Source organism: Nocardioides sp. J9 (assembly GCF_007829375.1).
Taxonomy (GTDB): Bacteria; Actinomycetota; Actinomycetes; order Propionibacteriales; family Nocardioidaceae; genus Nocardioides.
Map to the genome: position 1 here is coordinate 1 of NZ_VLJQ01000111.1, position 25,150 is coordinate 25,150.

The following is a 25,150-nucleotide window of genomic DNA, read 5'->3' on the forward strand; positions in this document are numbered from 1 at the left end:
TGGTCGAGATCACGACACTCGGCCGGACCTTGAAGAAGCGCGCCGCGGACGTGCTCGCCTACTTCGACCGGCCCGGCACCAGCAACGGACCCACCGAAGCGATCAACGGCCGCCTCGAACACCTGCGTGGCTCCGCGCTCGGGTTCCGCAACCTCACGAACTACATCGCCAGGTCGCTGCTAGAGACCGGCGGCTTCAGACCGCAACTACACCCTGGATTGGGATGAGCCGGTAATCGTCCCGTCTGCTGCTTCTGAAATGCTGAAGTTGGCTCCGTTGTCCATATAGGTGGTCGGATAGCCGGTCGAACCCCAGGGATTGGTGTTGTCACACCCATCCATCTCGAACCAGACCGTCCCGTACCATTCGGCTTCCCAACTCAGCTTGAATTGCCAGCCGGTGCGGTACACCTTGCCGGACGGCACATCCATCGACCCCGAGGCCAACAACTCCCCGTCCTGGCTGTAAGCGTGAACTTTGCCGTAAAGTATGTCGCCGCAGCGGCCGACGTCCGATGTCTCCGGGTTGCCGCCACAAACGTCAGCGTTGTCGAAAACATTCACAACGACGTCGTACTCTTCAAGTTCGGTGGGCTCGCCCGAGGTATCGCTGTCGCCGCAGGCGCTCAAGGCCGACATGGTGAGTAAGGCACCGACCATTGGAGAGCAAAGTCGCGACCAGCGACGCACACCCGACATGGGCTTCAAGCTATCGGGCCATGTCGGTGCGTACTGCTGGTTCCCGCAGACTGGGTGCGCGTGCAGAGGGCGAAACCCGGGATCACCATCAGTTGCTCCTAAGCTCGGCCTTCCTGCCGCGGCGATCAGGTTGCAGGGTCCGCCGCGTAGCGGCCCACATTGGCGGTCAGTCGCTGCGCCCCGGACGACTACACACTGGACCCCGAGGGAGCAGGATCCCAGCAGTTCAGTGCGCCTTGATGCAGGCGGCGGTGTGTGCACCTGTTCCAAGGAGGTAGGTGCGGAGCTGAGGCCAAGGATGTGAAGTGCCTGCCCGGCTTGCGTCGGTGTTCCGCTGACCCGTGGAATCCGATAGGTGAGGATGAGGTCATGCGGAATCGGCGGACAGTCCCCAAGCTGGACCAGACGAAAGTGCTGCTGACCCTCCGTCGCACAGGGTCCAAGAAGAAGGTGTGACTCGGAGCTCAGGGACACTCACGCAGGGCTCTGCAGATGATGGTTGCGGCCTCGGCGGCGGACCGGACGTTCCACGACGTGACCGTCTACGTTCCCGCCGCGGGCCCCTTTGCCGCCTACGTTGTGCGCAATGAGCAGGTCAGAGCATAAGTTTGCACCTCCCAGGGGCCCAGGGGGATCAGGGAGGACCGCGATCCGGGCCCAGAGTATGCCGTGCAGGCGCAGGCCGCCGCTGTCGGGTCCGGGCCCCATAGACCGTGCCGGGACACCGGGCTGGCCAGGCCAGATGTGCGCCAGCGCCCACCGCGCCCGTCCGCCGTCGCGAGCGCGACGGCGGACAGACGTGGCGGATCGTGCTGCGCTACCTCACCGTGCGAGCCGGGCTGGTGGCCGCGACGGTCGGGAAGCCGGAGCGGCGGACGGTGACCTTGACCGCGATCCGCTTGCCCTTGTCGGCCTTCGTGAGCTTGTACGTCGCCCGGGTTGCGCCCCTGACGGGCTTACCGCCGCGTAGCCACTGGTAGGTGAAGGTGTGGCCTGGTGCGACCCAGGTGCCCCTGGCGGCAGTGAGCTTCTTGCCGACCCTCGTGGTGCCACTGATGGCCGGCCTACGGAGGTTGAAGGCAGCCACGGCGCGGGCGGGGCTCGTGACCGAGGACGTCGCGAAGCCCGGACGTGTGCCGGTGACGGTCACGGAGACGTTGGTGCCTGCGTCCGCGCGTACCAGCTTGTACGTCTTGTACGTCGCGTCCTTGATCGGGGAGCCGTTCCGCCTCCACTGGTAGGACAGCGTCGGTGTGGCGGGCGAGGTAGCGCCGGTGGTGGTGAGGACCTGGCCGACCTTCGCCGTGCCGGTCGCCCGCGCGGGTGCCAGGTCGAGATCCAGCGGCTCCGGCTCCGGGCCGGTGCCCGGCGTGCAGGTGTCCGGGCAGTGGAGCGCAGCGTCGACACCGGTGCGAACCTCGCCGGCAGTGAGGACGACGGGGGTGGCTTCGTCGGGGTACCGGGCATCGTCGTAGTACTCGCGCTGGTAACCGGAGTCCCAGGGCGGGTCGAACCGGACGACGTAGGAGTCGGCCGCCAGTGCGCGGACCTGGTACCGGCCGTTCGAGTCGGTCCGTGCCCCGTCGGCGGAGAACTCGCCGTCCCCGTACCGGACGTCGATGTCGACGCCCCTCACTGGGGTGCCGTGCTCGTCGGTGACGGTGCCGCGGATGACCGCTCCGACACCGAGCGTCGCGTCCATGTCGGTGAGGGTCGCTGACCCAGCGACGTCCACCTGTCCGGCGTCGTTCCTCCGCGCGGCGTTCGGGTAGTACTGCGGGGCGTAGTCCCTCGCCGTGTGCTCGAAGTAGACGGTGTAGGTGCCGGCCGGGATACCCGTGACGCTGTAGCGGCCGGTGGCGTCGGTGTCGGCGTGCCCGTTGTGGCTGAAGCTGCCGACGACGACGTGCACGCCCTGGATCGGGTTCCCGTGCGCGTCGGTCACCTTCCCGGTGACGGTGCCGCCCGCGGCGGCCGTGCTCGGTGCGAGCGCGAGCGCTCCGACCAGTGCAGCGACCAGCGCGACCAGGGCGGCGAGCAGGGGTCGGGCACTCGGGCGGAGCCCTTGGCGGGAAGGACCGGACATGCAGGTGACCTCCATCGATCGATGGGGAGCGGGCGCTCCCCGCAACAGGTTCGGGACTGGGCGCACGTTCCGGAGAGGGGTTGGCAAAGCCCGAACAAGTCCGAACGGCATGGTCGTGGCCCGGCTGCCGCGGGCCGCGTGCCTGCAGCCATATCCCGATCTGGTCACGCTGGGGGGATCCCCGGGACAGGGGTGCGGGGCTGGACCACAATGGGCAGTCGGTGATCGGTGAGCCGCCCTGGCGCGCCGGGCCGTGATGGTCGTCGAGACGCGGAGGAGTGGCATGCACACGGGTCACCGTTCTGCGCTGCGCGCACGCGTCAAGCCGGCCCAGGGCAGCGACCACGGCCTGACCATCGGGTTCGCCATCCTGGTCATCCTGCTGGCCGCCGACCTGGTCACCGGCGTGGTCCTCACGGCGTCGTACGCGTCGGCGGTCATCGTGACCGCGCTGATCACCACGCCGCAGCGGACGGCGGTGGTCGCCGCCGTCACCCTCCCCCTGTCGCTGTCGTCGGGCTTCTGGCACGACTCGTTCGGCACCCGCGACTGGGTGGTGCGCTGCATCCTCGCTGCCCTCCTGTCGGCGGGGGCGCTCGTGGCGTCGCAGGTGTCCACCCGGCGGGAGGAGAGGCTGCAGCAGATGACCCGCATCGCGGACGTCGTCCAGCGGGCGCTGCTGCGGGCGATCCCGCCGGAGCTGGACAACATCGCGATCGCGACCCGCTACCAGTCGGCGACCCAGGCCGCGGCGATCGGCGGTGACCTCTACGAGGCGGTCTCGACCGACCACGGCGTGCGCATCCTCGTCGGCGACGTGCGGGGCAAGGGCATCGAGGCCGCCGAGACGGCCGCGACCGTGCTCGGCGCGTTCAAGCACGCGGCGTCGCGGGCCCCCGACCTCGCGACCCTCGCGGCGACCCTGGACCGGGCCGTGTCCCTGGTCATCGACGAGGAGGACTTCGTCACCGCGCTCCTGGTCGAGGTCGACGGTGCGGAGCTGCGCGTGGCCAGCTGTGGTCACCACCCGCCGCTGCACATCACCGACGGCACCGGGACCGACCTCGACACCGGCGAGCCCTCGCCGCCGCTCGGGTTCGCGGTCGAGCCGGAGACGCGCAGCCACCCGTTCCCCGCGGGCAGCCGCGTCCTGCTCTACACCGACGGTCTGATCGAGGCGCGCAACGACAGCGGCGACTTCTTCGACCTCGACGCCGCCCACCAGGTCCTCGCAGCCGGCACCCCGGACGACGCCCTCGACGCGATCGTCCAGCGGGTCACCGCCCACGCCGGGCACTGGCTCGAGGACGACATCGCCCTGGTCCTGATCGAGAACCTCGGCGACTCCCGCGCGGCCGCCAGGGCGTAGCGCCACCCCCTGTTCCGATGCGTACGACGCGCCGGGACTTGCCCGAAATGGGTGAACCGCCCGCCGCCTGATCGGTGCGAACGTCGGTCCCACACCGACCACCCCCAGGAGCCCGCCGTGCGCCGTCGCTTCGTCTCGTCTCGGGTCGCGTTGATCGTCCTGGCCGTCGTGGCCGCCCTCCTCGCCGGCGTGGGCGCCGGGTCCCCGGCCACCGCCCAGCCGGCGCGACATCGACTCCTCCCGTCCGCCGTGCCCGCCGTGACGCCGCACGTCCTCGACGGCCGCGTCCATGCGCTCGCCGAGATCGGCCGCAAGGTCTACGTCGGCGGCACGTTCACGCTCACGCGCAACGCCGGCACGAGCGCGCAGCTCGCGACGCCGTACCTCTTCGCGTTCGACCGCGAGACCGGGCTCGTCGACCCGGCCTTCCAGCCCGGCCTCGACGCGAACGTCACTGCCCTGGCGCCCAGCGCCGACGGTTCGGCGCTCTACGTGGCCGGCACGTTCAAGAACGCCGGCGGCACCAAGGTCCGCAACATCATCAAGGTCGACGCCGCGACCGGGGCGCTCGTGACGGCGTTCAAGAACCCCAGCCCCAACGGCGGGGTCCTCGACATCGAGCTCGTCGGCGACCGGCTGCTGCTCGCCGGGACCTTCACCACGGTGTGGGCCCAGCCGCGGCCGGGCCTGGCGTCGCTGGACGCGACCACCGGCGCGCTCGACGACTACCTGCAGGTCGCGGTCAGCACCAACCACAATTGGCCGTCGGGCACGGCCAAGGCGCCGGTGGGCGTCGGCAAGATCGCCGCCACGCTCGACGGGACGAAGCTGGTCGCGATCGGCAACTTCAAGAAGGCCGACGGGCTCGACCGTGACCAGGCGATGGTGATCCGCCTCGGCGAGACCGGCGCGAGCGTCGACCCGTCGTGGCGCACGCTGCGCTACACGCCGGCGTGCTCGAAGAACTCCTTCGACTCCTACGTCCGCGACGTCGACGTGTCGCCGGACGGCAGCTACTTCGTCATCGTCAGCAGCGGGGCGGGCTACAACGGCACCCTGTGCGACACGGCCGCCCGCTTCGACCTCGCCGTCACCGGCCAGGACGTGCAGCCGACGTGGCAGGCCGCGTCCGGCCAGGACTCGCTGCTGTCGGTCGCGGTCGCCGACAACGCCGTCTACGTCGGCGGGCACCAGAAGTGGATGAATGCCATCCAGAGCGGGGCCGACGAGCAGGCCGGCCAGGTGCCGCGCCCCGGGCTGGCCGCGCTCGACCCCGACAACGGGCTCCCGCTCAGCTGGAACCCCGGCCGCCATCCCCGCGGCGTCGGCGCGGAGGCCCTGCTCGCCACCGACCACGGTCTGTACGTCGGCAGCGACACCGAGTACGTCGGCAACCGCGAGCACCTCCGCCCGCGCCTGGCCTACTTCCCGATCGAGGGCGGCACGGCGCCGTACGCGGAGGCCGACGCGACCCTGCCGCGCAGCCTGTTCCGCCTGTCCGGCACCAGCGTCACCACGCGCACCTTCACCGGCTCCTCGATCACGCCCGCCAGCGCCGTCGCCACCAGCGGCGCGGGCAGCTGGAGCAACGTGCGCGGCGCGTTCATGGTCGGGTCGAAGCTGGTCTACGGCTGGACCGACAACCAGCTGCACTACCGGACCTTCGACGGCACCACCTTCGGGCCCGACCGGGTGATCAACCCCTACGTCGACCCGCTCTGGAGCACGGTCACCACGAGCGGCGGGTCGCAGACCTACCGCGGCCGGGCGCCCACCTTCTACGGCCAGATCTCCGGCCTCACCGGACTGACCTACGCCGACCACCGGATCTACTACACCCGCTCGGGGCAGAGCCGGGTCTACTGGCGGTGGTTCTCGCCCGAGAGCCTGGTCGTCGGTGCCGCCGAGTTCACCGTGCCGAGCTCGATCTTCCCGTCGCTGCGCGACGTGCGCAACCTCGTCCACGCCGACGGCAGGCTGTGGGCAGGCATGTCGACCAACCAGCTCTACAGCCTGCCGGTGAGCGACGGCGCGGCGACGGGCAGCTGGACCCGGGTGACCGGCAGCGGCATCGACACCAACCCGGTCTGGTCCAGCGGCACGACGTTCCTCGGCCCCGTCGCCAACCAGGCGCCGACGGCCGCCTTCACCTCCTCCTGCACCGGCCAGGCGTGCACCTTCGACGCGACCGGGTCCAGCGACCCGGACGGCACCGTCACGTCGTACGCCTGGGACCTCGGCGACGGCACCGCCGCCACCGGGTCGCAGCCGAGCCGCGTGTACGCCGCCCCGGGCACCTACGACGTGACGCTGACGGTCACCGACGAGGACGGCGGCACCGGCACCGTCACCCAGCCCGTGGTCATCGAGGGTGTCGAGAGCGACGTGTCCTACCGTGACGCGACCGGCAAGGTCACCAACGGAACCAGCATCGTGTCCCCGGTGCCCGTGACGGCGGAGGAGGGCGACGGACTGCTGGCCGTCGTCTCGGCCTCCACGACCGCCGTACCGGCAGCGCCGGCGGGGTGGACGCAGGTCGGCAACCCGGTGCAGGCCGACGCCATGACGACCGTGGTGTGGCAGGCGGTCGCCGGCAGCGCCGACACGACGGCCACCGCCACGCACCGCAGCCCGGTCGTCGACACGGCCGGGGGCTGGGTGGTGACGGTCTGGGCCGACCGGTCCGGGGCGACGACGGCCTTCACCGAGCCGGCGGGCTCGTCGGTGCGGCAGCGTCTGATCGGCACCGGAGGCGGCCACGTCGACCAGCTCGTCGTCGACACGGGCGGCCCCGTCGCGGCCGGTGCGTACGGCGACCAGGTGGCCACGGCGGATGCCGCTGCCAAGGGCACCAGCCTCACCATCGCCCTGCACTGACGCCTGTTCCGGCGGGGGATCGGGCCCCTGCCGGACCCATTTCCGGGACCGTCATGCGTGCGTAGCCAAACCTTCATCGAAGTTCGCGTGATCGATGCAGCAGAGAGGTTCCGTTGTCGCGCCAGATTGGTAGTGTCGTGCCTGCAGCGGCTGCAAGTTTCGGAAGGTTCAACGCCTGCGGAGATCTGTGGCCGACGGCGTATCTGGTTTGTGGTGTCCCAATCACGGGTCGGAGCGACGTGTCATCGCAGCCGCTGTGGGTCGCCGAGGTGGCGGCTCTCGCCCCGACAGAGGAGTAACGAGCAACATGGCTCAGGGCACCGTCAAGTGGTTCAGCGCCGAGAAGGGCTTCGGCTTCATCGAGCAGGAGGGTGGCGGCGACGACGTCTTCGTCCACTACTCGGCGATCCAGACCACCGGCTACAAGTCGCTGGAGGACAACCAGAAGGTCGAGTTCGACGTCACCCAGGGCCCGAAGGGCCCGCAGGCGGAGAACGTCCGTCCCCTCTGATCCAGGCTCGCCTGGAGGAGGAGACAAGCGTCTTCACCCGGAGCCCCCGCCGGTCGGCGGGGGCTCCGGTAATTTTTCGGAGACTTTCGGGTTTGTCCTTGGCAAGTGGGGGGAAGATGGATGCGGAAGTCCGGATTGAGGCGCGTCGGAGGGAGGGGCTCGATGGCCGACCAGTTCGACGTGACCCTCGAGGACCGTGACCTCATGATCGAGGTGGAGCTCACCACCAACCTGATCATCGCGGCCAGTGCCTCCGACGAGCGCCTCTCGCTCGACGAGATCGACCGGATCCTGGGCGTCTCCGACCCTTCCTGAGCCGACCCTCGTCCCGGTGTGCCCCGGGACGGGAGCCGCCAGCCTGTGTGGTTCCGTGTGGTCCTGTGTGGTCCCGTGTGGTCCCGTCGGCGCGGTGGCCCGGCGAGCGCCCGCGCCGTGCCGGCCCAGCGCTCGTCGTACTCGCGCACCTTGTCTTGCATAGGGTAGGGGGGTATGGTTTCTGGCATGAGCGAGGGACAGCCGCACCAGCACAGCTACATCGCGAACCGCACCAAGGACGACTACCTCAAGCGGCTGCGCCGCATCGAGGGCCAGGTGCGCGGCCTGCAGCGGATGGTCGAGGAGGAGCAGTACTGCATCGACATCCTCACCCAGGTCTCCGCGGTGACGAAGGCGCTCCAGTCCGTCGCCCTCGGGCTGCTCGACGAGCACATGGCCCACTGCGTCGTGGACGCCGCACGCGAGGGAGGTGCGGAGGCCGGCGTCAAGCTCAAGGAGGCCTCCGACGCCATCGCGCGGCTGGTCCGCTCCTGACACCCGAACCCAGAGAGGAACTCCCATGAGCACCACCCAGACCTTCACCGTCACCGGCATGACCTGCAACCACTGCGTCGCCTCCGTCACCGAGGAGGTCCAGGAGATCGCGGGCGTCGAGGACGTCGCCGTCGACCTGCCCACCGGTGCGGTCACCATCACCAGCGCCGAGCCCCTCGACCAGGCCGCCGTCAAGGCCGCCGTCGAGGAAGCCGGCTACCAGCTCGCATGAGCACCGCGGCGCGGCTGGCCGGCTTCGGCGCGGTCGCCGTCGTCGTCTTCGCCGTCGCCCTGCTCGTCGGCAAGGCGGCCGGCCCGGTCGGCGCCGGGGAGCCGGCGCCGACCCACGACACCCACGCGGGCGCGCCGGACGTCCCTGGCGACGGGGACCACCGCGTGCACGTCACGCCGGCGAGCGGGGCCGGCCAGCCCGGCGGCCTCCAGACGGCCCGGGACGGCTACGCCCTGCGGCTGGCCGACGACCGTGCCGAGGCCGGCCCGGCTGTCCCGGTGCGGTTCACCATCACCGGGCCGGACGGCGAGCCCGTGACGTCGTACGACGTCCAGCACGAGAAGCAGCTGCACCTCATCGCCGTACGCCGCGACCTGACCGGCTTCCAGCACGTGCACCCGGTCCTCCGCGGCGACACCTGGACGACCGAGCTCGCGCTCACGCCGGGCAGCTGGCGGATCTTCGCCGACTTCAAGGCGACCGGTGCTGCGGCGCTCACCCTGGGCACCGACCTCGCCGTCGACGGCGACTTCCGCGCGGCCACGCCCCGCGGCGAGCGGCGCACCTCGGGGGTCGACGGCTACCGGGTCACCCTCGACGGCGACCTGTCCGCCGGCGCCGACGCCCAGCTCGCGCTGAGCGTCAGCAAGGACGGCGAGCCGGTCACCGACCTCGAGCCCTACCTGGGCGCCTACGGCCACCTGGTCGCGCTGCGCGCCGGCGACCTCGCCTACCTCCACGTCCACCCGGACGGCGAGCCCGGCGACGGCACGACCGAGCCCGGCCCGGAGGTCGTCTTCCACACCACCGTCCCGAGCGACGGGACCTACCACCTCTACCTCGACTTCAAGCACGACGGCGTGGTCCGGACCGCGACCTTCACCATCGGGGCCGGGGGCACCGCGCACGGTGCCGATGGTGCTGTCGGGCACGAGGGGGACGAGCACGGAGAGAGCAGTGGACACACACACTGACACCACGGGCGCCACGGGCGGCACCTCCGGCAGCGAGGTCGAGCTGCTGCTCACCGGCATGACCTGCGCGTCCTGCGCCAACCGGATCGAGCGCAAGCTCAACAAGCTCGACGGGGTCACCGCGACGGTCAACTACGCCACCGAGAAGGCGAAGGTCAGCTTCGCCGACAGCGTCACGACCGACGACCTGGTCGCCGCCGTCGAGGCCGCCGGCTACGGCGCCTCCCTGCCGCAGCCGCCCGCCGACGACGGGTCGGACGCGGGCGAGGGCGGTACGGACGACCCGGTGCGCCTGCTGCGCCACCGGCTGCTCGTCTCCGCGGTGCTCACCGTGCCCGTCATCGCGATGGCGATGGTGCCGCGCCTCCAGTTCGACAACTGGCAGTGGCTGTCGCTGACCCTCGCCGCACCGGTCGTCGTGTGGGGTGCCTGGCCGTTCCACCGCTCGGCCTGGACGAACCTGCGCCACGGCACGTCGACCATGGACACGCTCATCTCGCTGGGCACGCTCGCCGCGCTCGGCTGGTCCGTGTACGCGCTGTTCTGGGGCACCGCCGGCACCCCGGGGATGAAGCACCCCTTCGAGCTCACCATCGAGCGCAGCGACGGCAGCGGCAACATCTACCTCGAGGCTGCGGCGGGGGTCACCACCTTCATCCTCGCCGGGCGCTACTTCGAGCAGCGCTCGAAGCGCCGGGCGGGCGCCGCCCTCCGGGCGCTGCTGGAGCTCGGCGCGAAGGAGGTCGCCGTCCTCGGTGCGGACGGCACGACGGAGACGAAGATCCCGGTCGACGACCTGTCGGTGGGCGACCGGTTCGTCGTACGCCCGGGGGAGAAGATCGCCACCGACGGTGTCGTCGAGCGCGGCACGTCGGCCGTGGACGCCTCGATGCTCACCGGCGAGTCGGTGCCGGTCGAGGTCGGGGAGGGCGACATCGTCGTCGGGGCCACCGTCAACGCCGGCGGCCGCCTCGTCGTCCGGGCGACCCGGGTCGGTGCGGACACCCAGCTGGCGCAGATGGCGCGCCTGGTCGAGGACGCACAGAACGGCAAGGCCGAGGTGCAGCGCCTGGCCGACCGGGTCTCCGGGGTCTTCGTGCCGCTGGTCATCCTGCTGTCCGCGGGCACGCTCGGCTTCTGGCTCGGCACCGGCAACGGCGTCGGCGCGGCGTTCACCGCCGCGGTCGCCGTGCTGATCATCGCCTGCCCGTGCGCCCTCGGCCTGGCGACCCCGACCGCGCTCATGGTCGGCACCGGTCGTGGCGCGCAGCTGGGCATCCTGATCAAGGGGCCCGAGGTGCTCGAGTCGACACGTTCGGTCGACACGATCGTCCTCGACAAGACCGGCACGGTCACGACCGGCCGGATGGCGTTGCGCGACGTCGTCGCCGACGACGGCGAGGACCCGGCCGAGGTGCTGCGGTACGCCGGCGCGCTCGAGGACTCCTCCGAGCACCCCATCGCGCGGGCGGTCGCCGACGCTGCCCGCGAGCAGCACGGCTCGCTGCCACCGGTCGAGGACTTCGCCAACGTCGAGGGCCTCGGCGTCCGGGGCGTCGTGGCCGACGCGGCCGAGGACGGGGTATCGCACGCCGTCCTCGTCGGACGCCCGCAGCTGCTCGCCGAGTGGTCCCAGCACCTCTCGCCGCGGCTGCAGGCCGCGCTCGAGGAGGCCCGCGCGGACGGCGGCACCGCGGTCGCGGTCGGCTGGGACGGCCGGGCGCGCGGCGTGGTCGTGGTCGCCGACGCCGTGAAGGAGACGTCGGCGGCGGCGATCGCCGGCCTGCGCGAGCTCGGCCTCCGCCCGGTCCTGCTGACCGGCGACAACGCCGCCGTCGCCCGTACCGTCGCCGCCGAGGTCGGGATCGACCCCGCCGACGTCATCGCCGACGTGCTGCCCGCGGACAAGGTGGACGTCGTCAAGCGGCTGCAGGGCGAGGGCAAGGTCGTCGCGATGGTCGGGGACGGCGTCAACGACGCCGCGGCGCTCGCCCAGGCCGACCTCGGCCTGGCGATGGGCACCGGCACCGACGTCGCGATCGAGGCCAGCGACCTGACCCTGGTCCGCGGGGACCTCCAGGTCGCGGTCGACGCGATCCGGCTGTCGCGGCGCACCCTGGCCACGATCAAGGGCAACCTGTTCTGGGCGTTCGCCTACAACGTCGCCGCCCTGCCGCTCGCCGCCGCCGGCCTGCTCAACCCGATGCTCGCCGGCGCCGCCATGGCCTTCTCGTCGGTCTTCGTCGTCACCAACAGCCTGCGCCTGCGCGCCTTCCGCTGATGGGTTGAGACGTCACTTGTGGCCGGTCGAGGCGTCACTTGTGGCCGGTCGAGACGTCACGTGTGGCGTGTCGAGGCGTCACGAACGGCAGGCCCGATCCATCGACGTACGGCGTGACCACTCGACGGGCGTACGACGGTGGGCCAGGCCGCCGTACGTGACCACTCAACCTGCCGGAAGTGACCACTCGACGTGCCGGAAGTGACGTCTCGACCGCGCAGGTCAGCAGGCGGCGAAGAGGACCGGGCCCGAGGTGAGGTCGGAGATGACGGGGGAGCCGTCGACCGGGGTGAGGTCCATGGTGACGAGGGTGCCGTCGGCGGTGACCCGGCCGAGCTCGAAGCGCTCGGGGAAGGTGCCGCCCTGGCCGGGGGCGGGGCCGGCGGCGAGGCGGGAGCGGCTGTCGGCGTCGGCGCGGGCCTGCTCGTCGGTGTCGAGCACCAGCGCCACCCGCACGTCGCCGTCGGCCCGGGCTGCCATCGCGAACCCGGTGAGCGGGTGGACCCCGCCGGCGTCCTCGATCAGCTCCGCGCCGCGGGTACGGTCGACCGGGTCGGCGCCGCTCATCGCGAGCTCGCCGCAGGCGTGGTCGCCGGTGTAGACCACCGCTGCCAGCGGCTCCCCGAGGGCGGCTGCAGCCCGGCCGACCGGGTCGTCCACGTCGCCGCGCGCCACGTCGGCCCGCAGCCCGAGGAAGCCCGGGTCGTCGCTGGCGTAGACGATCCCTGCGTCCTCGTCGATCTCGATCGCACCGAGCTGCGGGGTGACCGGGCCGCTGAGCTCCTGGAGCTTGCCGGCGTCGGCGAACCACACGCCGTCGTCCTCGTCGGGCTCGATGAACCGGGCCTCGCGCAACCGCTCACGCAGCGCGTCGACGTCCGCGTCCTCGGGCAGGCCCAGGACGAGCAGCGCCCCGGCCCCGCCTTGTGCGAACAGCTCCCACTCCAGGGTGGCGGGGGAGAAGCCGAGGTCGTCCTGCATCGCCGCCGCGGAGTCGTCCAGCGCCGTCGCGCTCGTCAGGTCGCGGTCGTAGGCCTCGAGCAGGAAGTCGTCGACCTCGGCGCCCGTCGACCCGGCCGAGAGGTCGGTGCCCACCTCCGCGCGTACCGCCGCCCAGTCGGTCCAGCCGTAGCGGGCCGACGACTCCGGGGCGAGCACGAGCGCCTCCTCCAGCGGAGTGCGCTCGTCGTCGCGGACGACCCAGACCACCGCCAGCGCGGCGACGACGACGGCCAGCACGGCGCCGACGACCAGCCATCGGCGGCGGGACCAGGCCAGGGCGGGTCGGCGCAACGGACGTTCTCCTCGGCGGGTCGGGGCGGGCCGGGCCCTAACCTAGTCGTGTGCCCGACATCCTCGCCGCCGGAGTGGTCGTCTTCCGCCCGGGCCGCGAGGTGCTCCTCGTCCACCGCCCCCGGTACGACGACTGGTCGTTTCCCAAGGGCAAGCTCGACCCCGTTGAGCACCCGGTCGCCGCGGCGGTGCGCGAGGTCGAGGAGGAGACCGGCCTCCGGGTGCGCCTCGGCCCCCCGCTGCCGTCGCAGCGCTACCCGGTGAACGGTCGCGGCAAGACCGTCCACTACTGGACCGGGCGGGTGACCGGCAGCGACGACGTGGCCGGCTATGAGCCCAACGACGAGATCGACGCCGTCGAGTGGGTGCCCCACGACGACGCTCGCGAACGGCTCACCTACGAGCACGACCGCCGGACCCTCCAGCAGGCGCGCCGGCTCCGTCGCCGTACCCACGCCGTCATCGTGCTGCGGCACGGTCTCGCCCTCGAGCGCGACGACTGGGAGGGCGAGGACGCCGACCGGCCGCTGCGGGCCGCGGGGGAGGAGCAGGCGGCGCGGCTGGTCGACCTGCTCGCGGCGTACGGCGTCCAGCGGGTCGTCACGTCGTCGAGCACCCGCTGCGTGCAGTCGGTGCGGCCCTACGCCGACGCGCACGGCCTCGACCTCGACCTGCGCCGCCGGCTCAGCGAGGAGAAGGCCACCGCGGGCGCCGTCGCCCGCATCGCCGAGGAGCTGCTCGCCGGCGACCAGCCCGCGGTGCTGTGCACGCACCGCCCCGTCCTGCCGCTCGCGTACGACGCCGCCGGGATCGCCCCCGACGACGTCGAGGAGCTGGCGAAGGCCGAGATGCTGGTGCTGCACGTGCGCAAGGGCGCGGTCGTGGCGGTCGAGCGGCACCAGCCACCCCGAGGCTGAGCCCGGCGGCTGAGCCCGGCTGGTCGACCACTGTTCACCTTGCGTTCAGGTCGGGCCGGAGCTCGCGTCACCCGGGCTGCCTAGCTTGCGGAGTGTCCAGTCCGAACAGAGGGCCACGACGACCCTCACCTCCGAGAGGCATGTACTTGAACCTCACGCACCTCCGCCGCGCGGCCGTCCCCGGCATCGCCGCGATCGCCCTGCTGATGAGCGCCTGCAGCGCCGCGAACGAGTCCGGTGGCGACACCGGCGGCGACGGCGCCTCCACCGGCAGCCTGAGCGGCAACCTCAAGGGTGGCGGCGCCACCTCCCAGGAGAAGGCCCAGGAGGCCTGGAAGACCGCGTTCCAGGGCGAGCAGGGTGGCAACCTCACCATCGACTACGCCCTGCTCGGATCGACCGACGGCCGCAGCCAGTTCATCAACGAGGCACTGTCCTTCGCGGGCTCCGACTCCTACCTCAAGGACGAGGAGCTGGCCAGCGCCAAGGAGCGCTGCGACGGCAACGTGATCGAGATCCCGGCGTACATCTCCTCGATCGCCGTGGCGTTCAACGTCCCCGGCGTGGACTCGGTCAACCTCGACGCCGCGACCCTCGCCGGGATCTTCGACGGCAAGATCACGACGTGGGACGACCCCGCGATCGTCGCGCAGAACGACGGCGTCGAGCTGCCCGACCTGAAGATCTCGCCGGTGCACCGCTCCGACGACTCGGGCACGACGAAGAACTTCACCGACTACCTCAACAAGGTCGCCCCCGACGTGTGGCCCTACGAGGCCGAGGACGCCTTCCCCGTCTCCGGCGGCCTGTCGGCCGAGGGCACGTCCGGCGTCGTGAAGTCGATCGGTGACACCGAGGGCGCGATCGGGTACGCCGACGCGAGCCAGACCGGCGACCTCGACGTGGTGTCGGTCAAGGTCGGCGAGGAGTACGTCGCCCCGTCGCCCGAGGCCGCGGCGAAGACCGTCGAGGTCTCCCCGGTCGTCGAGGGCCGCGACGAGACCGACATCGCCGTCGACGTCGACCGCACCACCACCGAGGCCGGTGCCTACCCGGTGATCCTGCTGTCGTACCTCATCGCCTGCGAGACCTATGCCGACCAGGCCGAGGCCGACAACGTGCGGGGCTACCTCGAGTACATCGTCTCCGACGAGGGCCAGGCCGAGTCGGCCGAGCACGCCGGCTCCGCCGAGCTCTCCGAGGAGACCGCCGCCCGCGTGCAGGAGATCGTCGCCGGGATCACGAGCCGGTGACGTGGTCGGGTGCGGCCGGCTCCTCCGGCCGCACCCGACCCCGTCCCGGTCGTCCCGACGACCCGAGCCCACGTCGCACGAGGTGAACCCGTGACCGCCCGCCCTGCCGAGCGCACCGATCCGACCACCGGACGTCCAGACCTGCCCGCCGACTGGGCGAGCGTCCGCGGTGGCGTCGGCGACCGCATCTTCGCCGGTGGCGCGCTCGCTGCCGGCCTGACCATCCTCGCCGCCCTCGCCGGCGTCTTCGTCTTCCTGCTCGCCAAGGGGGCGACCGGCTTCGGCAAGCCCTCCGAGGTCTACGGCCCGCACGCCGAGAGCTTCCTCGGCTACGTCTTCCCGCTTCTGGTCGGGACGTTCACGGCCTCGGCCATCGCCCTGGTCATCGCGGTGCCGCTGGCCTTCGGGATCGCGCTCGTGATCAGTCACTACGCCCCGCGCTGGCTGTCCGCGCCCGCGGCCTTCGTGATCGACCTGCTCGCCGCCGTACCGTCGGTCGTGTACGGCCTGTGGGGCGCGTTCTTCCTGGCCAGGCAGCTGGTGCCGATGCACGAGTGGTTGCACGCGACCTTCGGCGGCTGGCCGGTCCTCGGCGCATTGTTCGGGGAGCCCAACACGGCCGGCCGCTCGATCCTGACCGCCGGCATCGTGCTGGCGGTGATGATCCTGCCGATCATCACCGCGATCACCCGCGAGGTCTTCTCCCGCACCCCTCGGCTGCACGAGGAGGCGGCGCTGGCGCTCGGCGCGACCCGCTGGGAGATGATCCGGATGACGGTCTTCCCCTACGCCCGGTCCGGCATGGTGTCCGCGGTGATGCTCGGCCTCGGCCGCGCGCTCGGGGAGACGATGGCCGTCACGATGGTGCTCTCGGTCGGCTTCGACCTGTCGTGGAACATCATCGCGCAGTCGAGCCCGACGTCGATCGCGGCCAACATCGCGCTCAAGTACAAGGAGCGCAGCGCCGACATGCTCGAGGTCCTCGTGGCGACCGGGCTGGTGCTCTTCCTGCTGACCTTCCTGGTGAACTTCGCGGCCCGATGGGTCATCGGCCGCAGCGAGAGGCGGATGGCCCGATGACGACGACCCTGCTGGCAGCTCCCGAGGAGAAGGAGCGGGTCCACGTCCCGCTGGTCCGCCCGCGGCTGCCGCGCCTGGCGCCCGCGGTCGTCGGTGGTACGGCGACCGCGCTGGCCCTGCTGCTGCTCGTGCTCGGCACCGGCCTCGTGACCGCGGCGGCCACCGGCGCGCTGGTGCACCTGCTGGTCCTGCCGCTGTGGGCGCTGGCCGTCGAGGGACGCCGCGGCGCGACCGACCGGATGATGACCGGCCTGGTGTGGGCGACGTTCACGATCGCCGTCGTACCGCTGGTGTCGCTGCTGTGGCGGGTGGTCAGCGAGGGTGCCGGCCGGATCGACGGCACCTTCCTGAGCTACTCGTTCTTCCGGACCCAGATCGAGCAGCCGGTCGGCATCTACCACGCCATCATCGGCACCCTGCTGGTCACGCTCGGGGCTGCCGCGATCTCGGTGCCCGTCGGGGTGATGGCGGCGATCTACCTGGTCGAGTACGGCAAGGGCAACAAGCTGGCCAAGGCGATCACCTTCCTGGTCGACGTGATGACCGGGATCCCCTCGATCGTGGCCGGCCTCTTCGCCTTCGCGCTGTTCACGCTGATCTTCGGGCCAGCGCACGTCTCCGGATTCGGCGGCTCCGTCGCGCTGTCGCTGCTGATGGTGCCGATCGTGGTGCGGGCGACCGAGGAGATGCTGCGCCTCGTGCCGGACGACCTGCGCGAGGCGTCGTACGCGCTGGGAACGCCGAAGTGGCGCACCATCGTGAAGATCGTGCTCCCCACCGCGCTCGGCGGCATCCTCACCGGCATCACGCTCGCGACCGCCCGTGTCATCGGCGAGACCGCGCCGCTGCTGCTGATCGCCGGCGCCACCGACCGGACCAACATGAACCTGTTCGACGGGGCGATGACCACGCTGCCGGTGCTGATCTACGGCCAGAACCTGCGCGGCGACGCGCCGGCCGAGGCGATCGCCTGGGGCGCCGCGTTCGTCCTCATCGTCATCGTCATGGTGCTCAACCTCGTCGCCCGCATCGTCGGCCGGGTCCTCGCACCGCCGACCCGCTGAGCGCGGGCCACCCAGACCGCAGAGAAGAGAAGGCAGAAACGCAGACATGGCCAAGAGCATCGACATCTCCGACGTCGACATCTACTACGGCGACTTCCTCGCGGTGCAGGGCGTCAACATGACCATCCGGGCCGGTGCGGTCACCGCGTTCATCGGTCCCTCCGGCTGCGGGAAGTCGACCTTCCTGCGCTCCCTCAACCGGATGCACGAGGTGATCCCCGGCGCCCGCGTCGAGGGCAAGATCGTCGTCGACGGCCAGGACCTCTACGACCCCGGTGTCGACCCGGTCGCGGTACGCCGCCAGATCGGCATGGTCTTCCAGCGCCCGAACCCGTTCCCGACGATGTCGATCTACGACAACGTCCTCGCCGGGCTCAAGCTCAACGCCGGCAAGCTCAAGAAGTCCGAGGCCGACGACGTCGTCGAGCGCTCGCTGCGCGGCGCCAACCTCTGGAACGAGGTCAAGGACCGCCTCGGCAAGCCCGGCATGGGCCTCTCCGGCGGCCAGCAGCAGCGGCTGTGCATCGCCCGCGCCATCGCCGTCGAGCCCCAGGTGCTGCTCATGGACGAGCCTTGCTCGGCCCTCGACCCGATCTCCACCTCCGCGATCGAGGACCTCATCCACGAGCTCAAGGACGACTACACGATCGTCATCGTCACCCACAACATGCAGCAGGCCGCCCGCGTCTCCGACGACACCGGCTTCTTCAACCTCAAGGCCACCGGCCAGCCCGGCCACCTCGTCGAGTTCAACCCGACGAAGAAGATGTTCGCCAACCCCGACGACCCCGCCACCGAGGCCTACATCTCCGGCCGCTTCGGCTGATGCCGAGGCGTCACATGTGGCTCGTCGAGTGGTCACTTGTGGCCTGTTGAGTGGTCAGGTCCGGCCTGTTGAGGCGTCACTTCTGGCGCGTCGAGTGGTCACGTCGTACGACGGCGCGCGGGCCGACGCCTCGACGTGCCATGACTGACCACTCGACCCGCCACAGCTGACGCCTCGACCCGCCAGAAGTGACGTCTCGACCCGCCACAAGTGACGCCTCGACGTGCCGGAAGTGACGTCTCGACGAGCCGGCGGGGGAGGGTCAGTTGCCGGGGATGACCGCGGCGAGTCCGAAGTAGGTGGCGATGGCGACCAGGGCAGCGGCGGGGATGGTCAGGACCCAGGCCACGACGATGCCACGGGCGACGCCCCAGCGGACCGCGCTGAAGCGCTTGGTCGCGCCCGAGCCCATGATCGCCGACGTGATCGTGTGGGTGGTCGACACCGGGGCGTGCAGGCCCATGGCCATCACGTAGAGCACGGTGGCGGCAACGCCCTCGGCGGCGAAGCCGCGCGGCGGGTCGAGGTCGATGATCTTCCGGCCGAGGGTGCGCATGATGCGCCAGCCGCCGGAGTAGGTGCCGGCTGCGATCGCGAGGGCTGCCGCCACGATGACCCACAGCGGGACGTCGTCGCCGTCGGAGTAGCCGCCCGCGACGAGCGCGAGCACGATGACGCCCATCGTCTTCTGGGCGTCCTGGAGGCCGTGGCCGAGCGACATGCCGGCGGCCGAGACGGTCTGCGCGTAGCGGAAGCCGCGGTTGATCCGGTGCGGGTTGGCCTTGCGGAAGGCCCACATGATCGCGGTCATGAAGAGGAAGGCGCCGAGGAAGCCGATGAGCGGCGAGGCGACCATCGGGATGGCGACCTTGTCCACGAGCGTGTCCCACTCGACCGTCGTCGCGCTGGCGACGCCGGCACCGACGATGCCGCCGATGAGGGCGTGCGAGGACGAGCTCGGGATGCCGAAGTACCAGGTGATCAGGTTCCACGTGATCGCACCGACCAGCGCTGCCAGGACGATGGTCAGCGCATGGATCCGATCGAGCTCGACCGCTGAGGAGCTGACCTCCTCGATCCTGATGATCCCCTGGATCGTCTGCGCGACGCCGACGCCGAGGAGGGCGCCGACGAAGTTGAGGATCGCCGCCATCGCGAGGGCGATGCGCGGCGTGAGCGCGCGCGTCGACACCGAGGTCGCGATGGCGTTCGCCGCGTCGTGGAAGCCGTTGGTGTAGTCGAAGACCAGCGCGATCACGACGACCGCGATGACCATCAGGAGGATGGCGTCCACGCTCCCGGTCAGCCTTCCTTGACGGCGATCTGCTCCACGATGTTCGCCACCGTCTCGAAGGCGTCGATGGCACCCTCGAGCGACTCGACGACGTCCTTCAGCTTCAGGACCTCGATCGTCGCGAACTCGCCGGAGAAGAGCTTGGCCAGGATGCGGCGGTGGTTGCGGTCACCGGTGTTCTCCAGGCGGTTGATCTCGATCCAGTAGTCCTCGAGCGACTTCATCGACTGCAGGCGCGGCATCGCGGCCGCGGTCAGCTCGGCGCAGCGCTGGAGCACGTCGACCTGGTCGGAGAGCTCGGCGGGCAGGTCGGCGACCTCGTAGAGCAGGATGAGGTCGACGGCCTCCTCCATCATGTCCATGACGTCGTCGAGGCCCGATCCGAGCGCGTAGATGTCCTCGCGGTCGAACGGCGTGACGAAGGTGCTGTTGACCTTCTTGACGATCTCGTGGGTCGTCTCGTCCGCGGCGTGCTCGGCGGCACGCATGCGCTCGGCGACCGACGCCTTGTCGGAACTCTCCGAGAGCATCTCGGCGAGCAGGTCAGCGCCACCGACGAGGTGCTGCGCGGACTTGGTGAAGAGGTCGTAGAACGAAGTGTCGACCGGACGCAGACGCAGACCCACATGGACTCCCGTTGAGGCGGAGACGAACGTCCCCATGCTAGGGGGTGCCGCTCACGTGAACGCAACCCGCGGGCACCCCCGGAGGTGTGTCGCCGCCCACGAATTGCCGGAGGTGCGGTGTCGTCGCAGGTCAGGGCGGCGTGTCGCTCCGCTCAGCCGGAGGTACGACGACGCCGGTTCCGGTCGATCAGCGTCTCCTGCAGGTGCACGGTGCCCGCATTTCTCGTCCAGCGGCCGTCGGCGCCGAGCTCCCAGGCCTCGGTGGTCGGGTCGAACGCGAGGTCCAGGAGGCGTCGTACCTCGTCGCGGCTGTGGTCGGGCAGCCGCACCAGCACCTCGACGCGCCGGTCGAGGTTGCGGTGCATCAGGTCGGCGGACCCGATCCAGGCAACCGGCTCGCCGCCGCCCTCGAAGGAGAACACCCGGCTGTGCTCGAGGTAGCGGCCCAGGATCGACCGCACCCGCACGTTCTCGCTCAGCCCGGGCACGCCCGGCCGCAGCGCGCAGATGCCGCGCACGAGCAGCTCGACCGGCACGCCCTCGCAGGAGGCGAGGTAGAGCGCGTCGATGACCTCCTCGTCGACCACGGAGTTGGCCTTGAACCGGATGCCGGCCGGGCGACCGGCGCGGTGGTGGCCGATCTCGCGGTGGATTTGCTCCACCAGCCCGGAACGCACGGAGTCCGGCGCGACCAGCAGCTGCTGGTAGGTCGCCTTGCGCGACCAGCCGGACAGGTTGTTGAACAGGTGCGCGACGTCCTCGCCGATCACCTCGTCGGTCGTCAGCAGGCCGAGGTCCTCGTACATCCGCGACGTCTTGGGGTTGTAGTTGCCGGTGCCGATGTGGGTGTAGCGCCGGATGCCGTCCGGCTCGTCGCGCACGACCATCGCCAGCTTGCAGTGGGTCTTGAGCCCGACGAGGCCGTAGACGACGTGGCAGCCGGCGGTCTCCAGCTTGCGGGCCCAGCGGATGTTGGCCTGCTCGTCGAAGCGCGCCTTGATCTCGACCAGCACCAGCACCTGCTTGCCGGCCTCGGCGGCGTCGATGAGGGCGTCGATGATGGGGGAGTCGCCGGAGGTGCGGTAGAGCGTCTGCTTGATCGCCAGCACGTGCGGGTCCGCGGCGGCCTGCTCGATGAAGCGCTGCACCGACGTCGCGAACGAGTCGTACGGGTGGTGCACGAGGACGTCGCGGCGGCGCAGCGCCTTGAACACGTCGACGGGCGCGGCCGACTCCACCTCGGCGAGGCTCGGGTGGGTCGCCGGCACGAAGGAGGGGTACTTCAGGTCGTCGCGCGGCAGGTCGGCGATCGAGTGCAGCCCGCGCAGGTCGAGCGGCCCCGGCAGCCGGAAGACCTCCTCCTGGCTGATGTCGAGCTCGGAGACCAGCAGCTCCAGCACCGACGGGGCGATCGACTCCTCGACCTCCAGGCGCACCGGCGGCCCGAACTTCCGGCGCAGGAGCTCCTTCTCCAGGGCGGTGAGGAGGTTCTCGGCGTCGTCCTCCTCGACCTCGAGGTCCTCGTTGCGGGTGACCCGGAAGGTGTGCACCTCGAGCACCTCCATGCCGGGGAACAGCCGACCGAGGTGTGCCCCGATGACGTCCTCGAGCGGCACGAAGCGCGCGTTGCCGAGCGGGACGAAGCGGTCGAAGTTCGGCGGCACCTTCACGCGCGCGAAGTGCTCCTTGCCCGTCTTCGGGTTGCGTACGACGACGGCGAGGTTCAGCGACAGGCCCGAGATGTAGGGGAAGGGGTGCGCCGGGTCGACGGCCAGCGGCGTGAGCACCGGGTAGATGCGCTCCTTGAACAGCCGCTTGCAGTGCTTCTGCTCGCCGCGCTCGAGGTCGCTCCACCGGACCAGGGCGATGCCCTCCTCCTCCAGCGCGGGCACGATGGTGTCGCGGAAGACGCCGGCGTGGCGCTGGCTGAGCTCCTCCGTGCGGGCCCAGATCGCCTCCAGCACCGCCAGCGGCATCAGGCCGCTGGCGGCCCGCACGGCGAGGCCAGTCGCGATGCGCCGCTTCAGGCCGGCGACCCGGACCATGAAGAACTCGTCGAGGTTGCTGGTGAAGATCGCGAGGTAGCGGGCGCGCTCCAGCAACGGCAGCGTCTCGTCCTCGGCGAGCTCGAGCACGCGCTCGTTGAAGCGCAGCCATGACAGCTCGCGGTCGACGAACCGGTTCTCGACCGACCGGATCCGCTCGAGCACGTCCGGGTCCGGCTCGTAGTCGCCGGCGTCGGTGGTCTCGTCCGCGGTCTCGTCCGCGCCCGGGTCCGGGACCACGCTCAGCGGCTCGGTCGCGTCGGCCTCGTCGCCGACGGGGTGCGACTCGGTGCTCATGGGTCGAGTGTGSCAGCCGGTGGTGAACAGCGGGTGGCGCCAGCGCGACCCCGCGATTCCCTACCTGTGAGTAGGTTGTGCTCCGTGAACCTGCGCTCCACGGTCGAGGCCACTGCCCTGCGGACGATCATGGGCCTGCCGGGTCCCGCCCTGCGCGCCGTCGCCGGCCGCCCCCTCGTGCTGGACGGGCAGGCCCTGGCCCCCGACCTCCAGGCGATGCTGCGCCTGCAGCGCATCGCGCGCAAGGGCGACCTGGGCGGCACCGACCTCGCCCGCGGCCGCGCCGCCATGCGCGCCAACGCGGCCCTGGTCGGGGGTGACCAGCCGATCGGCGCGGTCCGCGAGCTCACCGTGGCCGGCCTGCCGGCGCGCCACTACCTGCCGCACGGCGCCCGCCCCGCGACGCAGCCGCAGCCGGTGCTGCTGTTCTTCCACGGCGGCGGCTTCCTGTACGGCGACCTCGACTCCCACGACGCACCCTGCCGCGTGCTCGCGGAGGAGTCCGGCGTGCCGGTCCTCGCCGTCGAGTACGGCGTCGGACCCGAGCGAGCTTTCCCCGGCGGCTTCGACGACGCCGTCGCTGCCCTGCGCTGGGTCGTCGAGCACGCCGACGAGCTCGGCGTCGACCCGGGGCGGGTCGGCGTCGCCGGCGACTCCGCCGGCGGCAACATCGCCGCCTGGGCCGCGATCGAGGCTGCTCGCTCCGGCATCCCGCTGGCGTTCCAGCTGCTCGTCTACCCCTGCACCGACCCCGACCGCGACACCGAGAGCCTGCGGCTGTTCGGCGAGGGCTTCTACCTGACCGCGGACTCGATCGGTCAGTTCAACGAGGTCTACCTGCCGACCGCCGCCGACCGGTCCGACGCCCGGGTCAACCTGCTCGACGTCGAGCTCCCCGAGGGGCTCGCCCCCGCCCACGTCGTGACCGCGGGCTTCGACCCGCTGCGCGACGAGGGCGAGGCCTACGCCCGACGCCTGGCCGACGCCGGGGTGAAGGTCGAGCAGCGTCGCTTCGTGGACCAGATCCACGGCTTCCTCAACATCGTCGGGGTCGGCCGCACCAGCCGTGCCGCCGTGCTCGAGATCGCCGCGGCGCTGCGCGCCTCCCTCCGCTGAGGACGTCGGGTCACAGCTCGGGGCGGTACTCCCGCAACCGGCCGGTGAACTCCACCGAGTCGACCATCGAGGCATCGATGACGAACGGGTCGAGCCCGCGGCGGCCGAAGCGCACGGCCCAGGTCGGGCTGCCCGGCTCGCCGACGACCTGCACGTCGGTCTCCGGCCGGCGCAGGTCGAAGCGGTACGACAACTCGCCCTGCTGCACGTAGACCATCCCGCGCACCACGCTCACCTCGACCGGCACCACCCTGGTGCGCGCCGCGCCCCACGCGAGGCCGACCGTGAGCGCGATCATCACGACGCCGAACGGGCTCACGATCTTGCCGTTGAGGATCGTGAGCAGGGTGACCATGCCGGCGACCACCGCGGTCGCGCCGAGCACCAGCGAGAGCACCCGCGGGTCGCTCCCGTCGCCGACGAGACGGTCCTCCGTCGTACCGTCGAAGAGGGAGAGGTGGCTGTCGTCCGCCTGCGCGGCGAGGCTCGCCCTGGCCTCGGCGAGCTCGGCCTCCAGCTCGGCGACCCGGGCCTCCGCCTCCGCGCACCGGCGGGCGAGGGCATCGCGCTCGGCGCTCAGCGCCGCGTGCTCGGGGTCGGTGCCTAGAGGTCCGGTCGCCATTGCCGCAGTGCCTCCAGGAAGAGGTGGGAGTCGACCATCCGGCTGTCGATGGCGACCGGGGACATGCTGCGGCGCAGGATGTTGATGCGCCAGTTGCGCGAGCCGGGCGTCCCGGTCTGCTCGATCTTGGTGTTCGGGCTGGTCAGGTCGAACTGGCTGCTGAAGTCGCCGACCACGACCTTGAGCACGCCCTGCTCGTCGATGGAGACCGACCGGGTGTTGCCGATCGCGCGGAGCGCGAACAGGAGCAGCACGGTCGCCACCACCGTGAGCGTGGCGCTCAGCGGGATGTCGTCGAGGATGGTCTGCTGCCACGCCATGCGGCCGACGACCGCTGCACACGCGACGGCGATCAGCAGCGAGACGACCGCGAGGCTGCCGCTGCCGCGCTTGGCGTGGAACGGGATCTTCTTCTGCTCGGTGGCCTTCGTGGGGGTGTCCGCGGCCAGGGCGGCGAGCGCCTCGCGGGCGGCGTCCTGGTGGGACGGCCGGCGCGGCGCGGCGGGCTCGGCCGGCGGCTCGACGACGGAGTCCTCGACCTCGATGACCGTGGTCGGCTCCTCGACGGGCTCCTCGACCGGCTCCTCAGCGGCGACCGGCTCCTCCGTGGCGACCGGCTCGGGCTCGACGGCGGGCTCGTCGGTGACGACCTCGGCCGCGGCGACGACCTCGGGCTCGGCCTCGAGGACCGGCTCGGGTTCGAGGACCGGCTCGGGTTCGAGGACCGGCTCGGGTTCGAGGACCGGCTCGGGTTCGATGACGGGCTCGGGCGCGAGGACCGGCTCGGCCTCGACGACGGGCTGTGCCGTCGCGGCGTCCTCGTCGAAGGCGTCGTGCAGGGGCGACAGCTCCGCGGCGACGGGCTCGTCGGTCGCGAGG

23 protein-coding genes are annotated in these 25,150 nt (G+C 71.3%); 15 read left to right on the top strand and 8 right to left on the bottom strand.

Going from position 1 to position 25,150, the window contains the following annotated elements; translation table 11 throughout:
- Positions 1 to 227: transposase (locus L615_RS19215; RefSeq protein ID WP_145724064.1), on the top strand; the 227-nt coding region annotated here is incomplete at its 5' end.
- Here the strand turns inward: L615_RS19215 and L615_RS19220 are convergent.
- Together L615_RS19220 and L615_RS19225 are read right to left on the bottom strand one after the other, a co-directional pair.
- Entirely contained in the window at positions 207 to 698 is a 492-nt protein-coding gene (locus L615_RS19220) for a hypothetical protein (protein ID WP_145726154.1), read from the bottom strand. The genes L615_RS19215 and L615_RS19220 overlap by 21 nt on opposite strands.
- Before the next feature lie 817 nt (positions 699 to 1,515).
- The gene (locus tag L615_RS19225; protein WP_186449940.1) at positions 1,516 to 2,784 is read right to left on the bottom strand and encodes a carboxypeptidase regulatory-like domain-containing protein; all 1,269 of its coding nucleotides are present in this window, start codon (positions 2,782 to 2,784) and stop codon (positions 1,516 to 1,518) included.
- Between the two features lie 283 nt (positions 2,785 to 3,067).
- On the opposite strand from L615_RS19225, the gene L615_RS19230 reads away from it, so the two are divergent.
- The 8 genes from L615_RS19230 (at position 3,068) to L615_RS19260 (ending at position 11,838) form a co-directional block, all read left to right on the top strand.
- Entirely contained in the window at positions 3,068 to 4,153 is a 1,086-nt protein-coding gene (locus tag L615_RS19230) for a PP2C family protein-serine/threonine phosphatase (RefSeq protein ID WP_145726156.1), read from the top strand.
- A 117-nt stretch (positions 4,154 to 4,270) separates the two neighbouring features.
- Positions 4,271 to 7,030: a PKD domain-containing protein gene (locus L615_RS19235; RefSeq protein ID WP_145726157.1), complete on the top strand. Its 2,760-nt coding sequence runs from the start codon at positions 4,271 to 4,273 to the stop codon at positions 7,028 to 7,030.
- A gap of 307 nt (positions 7,031 to 7,337) precedes the next feature.
- On the top strand, positions 7,338 to 7,541 hold the full coding sequence (locus L615_RS19240) for a cold-shock protein (protein WP_028654732.1): 204 nt from the start codon (positions 7,338 to 7,340) through the stop codon (positions 7,539 to 7,541).
- A 162-nt stretch (positions 7,542 to 7,703) separates the two neighbouring features.
- A complete protein-coding gene (locus tag L615_RS23540) occupies positions 7,704 to 7,856 on the top strand; it encodes a hypothetical protein (RefSeq protein ID WP_186449941.1) in 153 nt (50 codons plus the stop codon).
- Between the two features lie 186 nt (positions 7,857 to 8,042).
- Positions 8,043 to 8,351 carry a metal-sensitive transcriptional regulator gene (locus L615_RS19245; RefSeq protein WP_145726158.1) on the top strand — a complete coding sequence of 103 codons (309 nt, stop codon included), beginning with the start codon at positions 8,043 to 8,045 and terminating at the stop codon, positions 8,349 to 8,351.
- Positions 8,352 to 8,376: 25 nt separating this feature from the next.
- Complete coding sequence (locus L615_RS19250; RefSeq protein ID WP_028654730.1) at positions 8,377 to 8,583, top strand: heavy-metal-associated domain-containing protein; 207 nt, start codon at positions 8,377 to 8,379, stop codon at positions 8,581 to 8,583.
- A complete protein-coding gene (locus tag L615_RS19255; protein WP_145726159.1) occupies positions 8,580 to 9,557 on the top strand; it encodes a hypothetical protein in 978 nt (325 codons plus the stop codon). The genes L615_RS19250 and L615_RS19255 overlap by 4 nt, the downstream gene beginning before the upstream one ends.
- A 58-nt stretch (positions 9,558 to 9,615) precedes the next feature.
- Positions 9,616 to 11,838, top strand: coding sequence for a cation-translocating P-type ATPase (locus tag L615_RS19260; protein ID WP_261376769.1), 2,223 nt, complete (start codon positions 9,616 to 9,618; stop codon positions 11,836 to 11,838).
- Positions 11,839 to 12,060: 222 nt separating this feature from the next.
- Here L615_RS19260 and L615_RS19265 read toward each other — a convergent pair whose 3' ends face one another.
- Positions 12,061 to 13,131, bottom strand: coding sequence for a hypothetical protein (locus L615_RS19265; RefSeq protein ID WP_145726161.1), 1,071 nt, complete (start codon positions 13,129 to 13,131; stop codon positions 12,061 to 12,063).
- 50 nt (positions 13,132 to 13,181) lie between these two features.
- Here L615_RS19265 and L615_RS19270 point away from each other — a divergent pair, with 50 nt between their 5' ends.
- The 5 genes from L615_RS19270 to pstB all read left to right on the top strand — a co-directional run bounded on the left by L615_RS19270 (position 13,182) and on the right by pstB (position 18,271).
- Positions 13,182 to 14,048 carry an NUDIX domain-containing protein gene (locus L615_RS19270; protein ID WP_145726162.1) on the top strand — a complete coding sequence of 289 codons (867 nt, stop codon included), beginning with the start codon at positions 13,182 to 13,184 and terminating at the stop codon, positions 14,046 to 14,048.
- Between the two features lie 140 nt (positions 14,049 to 14,188).
- Entirely contained in the window at positions 14,189 to 15,301 is a 1,113-nt protein-coding gene (gene pstS, locus L615_RS19275; protein WP_145726163.1) for a phosphate ABC transporter substrate-binding protein PstS, read from the top strand.
- Positions 15,302 to 15,391: 90 nt separating this feature from the next.
- A complete protein-coding gene (gene pstC, locus L615_RS19280) occupies positions 15,392 to 16,381 on the top strand; it encodes a phosphate ABC transporter permease subunit PstC (protein WP_261376768.1) in 990 nt (329 codons plus the stop codon).
- Complete coding sequence (gene pstA / locus L615_RS19285; RefSeq protein ID WP_036516952.1) at positions 16,378 to 17,445, top strand: phosphate ABC transporter permease PstA; 1,068 nt, start codon at positions 16,378 to 16,380, stop codon at positions 17,443 to 17,445. Before pstC ends, pstA begins: the two co-directional genes overlap by 4 nt.
- A gap of 46 nt (positions 17,446 to 17,491) precedes the next feature.
- Positions 17,492 to 18,271 (top strand): phosphate ABC transporter ATP-binding protein PstB, encoded by a 780-nt coding sequence (pstB, locus tag L615_RS19290; protein WP_145726164.1) that lies wholly within the window; start codon positions 17,492 to 17,494, stop codon positions 18,269 to 18,271.
- Between the two features lie 262 nt (positions 18,272 to 18,533).
- Here the strand turns inward: pstB and L615_RS19295 are convergent, their stop codons facing one another.
- From L615_RS19295 to L615_RS19305, 3 genes are all read right to left on the bottom strand, one after another.
- Positions 18,534 to 19,565 (bottom strand): inorganic phosphate transporter, encoded by a 1,032-nt coding sequence (locus L615_RS19295; protein ID WP_186449942.1) that lies wholly within the window; start codon positions 19,563 to 19,565, stop codon positions 18,534 to 18,536.
- A gap of 8 nt (positions 19,566 to 19,573) precedes the next feature.
- Entirely contained in the window at positions 19,574 to 20,191 is a 618-nt protein-coding gene (locus L615_RS19300) for a DUF47 domain-containing protein (RefSeq protein ID WP_028654721.1), read from the bottom strand.
- 152 nt (positions 20,192 to 20,343) lie between these two features.
- Entirely contained in the window at positions 20,344 to 22,533 is a 2,190-nt protein-coding gene (locus L615_RS19305) for an RNA degradosome polyphosphate kinase (RefSeq protein WP_145726165.1), read from the bottom strand.
- 84 nt (positions 22,534 to 22,617) lie between these two features.
- Here L615_RS19305 and L615_RS19310 point away from each other — a divergent pair, with 84 nt between their 5' ends.
- Complete coding sequence (locus tag L615_RS19310; RefSeq protein WP_232221682.1) at positions 22,618 to 23,649, top strand: alpha/beta hydrolase; 1,032 nt, start codon at positions 22,618 to 22,620, stop codon at positions 23,647 to 23,649.
- A gap of 10 nt (positions 23,650 to 23,659) precedes the next feature.
- Here L615_RS19310 and L615_RS19315 read toward each other — a convergent pair whose 3' ends face one another.
- Positions 23,660 to 24,271 (bottom strand): hypothetical protein, encoded by a 612-nt coding sequence (locus L615_RS19315; protein ID WP_145726166.1) that lies wholly within the window; start codon positions 24,269 to 24,271, stop codon positions 23,660 to 23,662.
- The coding region (locus L615_RS23545; RefSeq protein WP_222430626.1) for a hypothetical protein at positions 24,253 to 25,150 on the bottom strand (898 nt) is incomplete at its 5' end. The genes L615_RS19315 and L615_RS23545, both read right to left, overlap by 19 nt.